Origin of the sequence: Archangium sp., from assembly GCF_036388035.1 — a bacterium.
Taxonomy (GTDB): Bacteria; Myxococcota; Myxococcia; order Myxococcales; family Myxococcaceae; genus Archangium.
Genome location: NZ_DASVSO010000234.1, coordinates 1 through 2,928 on the forward strand (window position 1 = coordinate 1; position 2,928 = coordinate 2,928).

At 70.3% G+C, this 2,928-nt stretch carries 4 protein-coding genes; all 4 read right to left on the reverse strand.

The annotated features are described in order from the left end of the window. The coding region (locus VF697_RS10185; protein WP_331093732.1) for a hypothetical protein at positions 1–277 on the reverse strand (277 nt) is incomplete at its 3' end. Between the two features lie 7 nt (positions 278–284). Continuing rightward, a complete protein-coding gene (locus tag VF697_RS10190) occupies positions 285–902 on the reverse strand; it encodes an FMN-binding protein (protein ID WP_331093734.1) in 618 nt (205 codons plus the stop codon). Then, positions 899–1,423 (reverse strand): hypothetical protein, encoded by a 525-nt coding sequence (locus VF697_RS10195; protein ID WP_331093736.1) that lies wholly within the window; start codon positions 1,421–1,423, stop codon positions 899–901. The genes VF697_RS10190 and VF697_RS10195 overlap by 4 nt, the downstream gene beginning before the upstream one ends. Before the next feature lie 14 nt (positions 1,424–1,437). Further along, positions 1,438–2,835, reverse strand: a complete 1,398-nt coding sequence (locus VF697_RS10200; protein WP_331093738.1) for a hypothetical protein — start codon at positions 2,833–2,835, stop codon at positions 1,438–1,440. Between the last annotated feature and the right edge of the window lie 93 nt (positions 2,836–2,928).

Sequence of the window (2,928 nt, forward strand, 5' to 3'; positions counted from 1 at the left end):
CCGCCGTCTCTCCGGGCAGCTCCAACGCCGGTCCATCCGGAGGCAACTCCAGCGCGGGGCCTCCCGCTGCCTCCGCTCCGGGCTCGGGCGCGGCGGGCGCGGCACCTCCCCGGTAGTACTCCGCCGTGCTCTGCCCGGACAGCCCGCCGAACGAGTCCGCGTACAGCCACACCGAGGACACGAACCCCAGCACGAGGAACAGCAGGAACCCGGTGTAGAGGACCCGGGCCTCGAGCGAGAGGCGGGTGATGGGAAACGGCCGGGCGAACTGACGCACGAGAGGGCTACCCCTTGGGGGCGCTCGGAGCGGCGGACTGGGCGCCGCTCAGCGCCCCGGGCTTGAGGATGAGCTCGTCCAACAGGACGAGCGCGCGACGCACTCCAATGGCCATCGACCGCGACGAGATGGTCGCCCCCGTCACCACGTCGATGTCCACTCCGGCCCGCACCGGATCCTTCGCCGTCTTCCCCTGGAACTGGCGCCGGAAGCGCGCGTCGGTGATCTCCTCACCGTACTTCTCCCGGTACACCATGACCTCGTGGCGCTCGACCACGCCCTCGCGCGACAGCTTCACCGCGAAGGTGATCTGCTCGTGCTGGCCGAGCTCCTCGTCGATGACGGCGTAGCCATCCACTTGCTCACCCGTGGTGGCCACGAAGATGACGTACTCGGGCTTCGTCGGCTTGTAGCCGAGCCGCCCCTGCACCGCGGCCAGCTCGGCCGGGCCGAGCCGCACCTTGCGGTAGGAGACGCGCTGGCTCTTGGGGAAGAACTCCTTGAGCACCTGGGGCGTGGTGAAGAAGGTGCCCGCCGCCTCCGCGGGCAGCGACACACCGACCCACAGCCACACCACCAGTGCCAACGAGAAGTGCTTCACGGGCCAACCCCTTACCACGCTCATGGCAACTCCCGAACCGCTTGGATGACGGCCTGCCGGACGTGCGAGCGCCAATCCGTCCGGGCGCGATAGAGCCTCTCCGAGGTGGTGGCGCGGCGCTCATCGCTCGACAGGACCCGGCCATCCGGGCCCACCACCATCGACTGCAATTCCACTTCCGCCTGCCCGAGCGGCTGGATCGAGGACAGGTCCAGCCGGGTCAGCACCAGCACCACCGTGGCGTCCGCCTGGTACTGGCGCGCCACCGCCGAGGCCTGCTCCACCGAGGCGCCAGGCCCCAGCGTCGTCTCCACGCCCAGCACCGAGTAGCCCCGGGAGCGCAGGGCCTCCGCGGCCTCCCGCGCCACCACGTCGCGGGGCTCGTCTCCTCCGCCGAACACATTCCCGATGAGCCCTCGCGGCGCGGGCTTCGACGCCACCGCCGCGGCCAGCACCACCACGCGCGCGGGTGAGCCCTCCGAGCGCCGAGGCGTCCCGGCACAGGCGGCGAGCATCACGACAGCGGCGAGCAGGAAGGTGCGCATCGGTTCCCTGGTCCTCAGAAGAGGTAGGCCACGCTGGCGAGAAAGGTCCCGTGGCCGTCCTTCCAGAAGCCGCTGGACCACGCGTGCGGCATCTCCCCGTCCCCTCCGCTCTTCTCCCAGAAGAAGCTCGTCTTGAGGACGTAGGGAGGCAGCGGCCGGAAGTTCAGGCCGAGCGTCATCCGCGCCACGTCTCCCGCGGTGACGAACTCCAGGTCGGTGTCCTTCTCCTCATACCGGAGCGAGGCGGTGAAGTGCCCGTCGTGCCACTCGTCCGGGAGCAGCCGGAAGAAGGGCTCGACGCGGAAGCGGTAGTTGGCCTGTCCGTAGAAACCGAACATCCCCGTGGGCACGCGGTCGCGGGTGTTGGCCGTCGAGCCCTCCGGGAAGCCCTGCACGTAGCCAGGGTCGATGAAAGCGCGCACCACCTCGCCCGTCAGGTCCAACGCGCCCAGCCGCCAGAAGACGTCCGCGTTGGCCATGTTCACCCGGCGGCCCTCGAGGTCATACGCCCCCGTGTAGCCGGACAGGCCTGCCTCCAGGCCCAGGAAGGGCGAGACGGACACGCGCCCGGTGAGGGCCTTGTCGTTGTTGTTGTCCTGCAGGTGGCTGCCGCGCGCCGCCCGGAAGCCCTGGCCATCGAGGATCTTCGCGTCGAGGCCGTTGACCGCGTACACCTCGTAGTTCAGCCGCCAGTCCCGGCCCAGGTCGAACTTGCCCAGGAAGCCGGCGCCAGACTCGAACCAGGTGGTGGGCACGACCGTGGTGTACGCGATGGGCCGCTCGGGCAGTTCCTGCGCCGGCGCGTCGTGCCGCAGGTTGTACGCGCCCACCGGCACCAGGATGACGCCTGCCCGGAACGTGGCCCAGTCCGTCAGCATCAGGTCCACCACGGAGAACTCGAGCAGCACCTCGCCCGCGCCCAGGTTGCCCTCGCGCTTGAGCGGGCTGCCCGCGAACTCGAACTCGATCTCCGTCGCCGTGGAGATGCGCTCGGAGATGTGGCTGTAGACGAAGAGCACGTACCGGTGGTTGCGGAACGTGGACACCCCCTGCTGGGGCAGGATGAAGTCGTGCTCGGCGTAGCCGCCCAGCGTCGTCCGGTCGAGGATCGCCGCCGCCCGCTGCGCCAGCGTCGTGGTGGGCTGGAGCCGCTCGGTGAAGGTGTCGTTCGCGGCCTGGTCATGCCCCTCGGGATGCGCGCTCTTGGTCGCCGTGCCCGTGTCCGCGCCGACTGGATCCTCCAGCCCCTCCAGGTCCAGGCGGGGGCCCTCGCCCTCCCGCGGTTTCTCCGCCTCGGTCGCACGGGGAGCATCCTCCGCCGGCTTCGCGGGCGCGGAGCCCTCCTCTTGCGCCAGACCCGTCAGGGGCGCGAGCAGCAGGGGCAGCAGGAACAGGGGGTAACGGCGCGACACGGTGGCTCCCGAAGTCACTCGGAGGAAAAAGCTCAGGCCGGAGCCCCGCGAGCGGGACCCCGGCCAGGAGGTTCACGACAGGCTCAGCTCTTC

Excerpts from the sequence above, each read along its gene's own strand:
- VF697_RS10190 (WP_331093734.1), bottom strand. The coding sequence starts at position 902 with ATGAGCGTGGTAAGGGGTTGGCCCGTGAAGCACTTCTCGTTGGCACTG.
- VF697_RS10195 (WP_331093736.1), bottom strand. The coding sequence starts at position 1,423 with ATGCGCACCTTCCTGCTCGCCGCTGTCGTGATGCTCGCCGCCTGTGCC.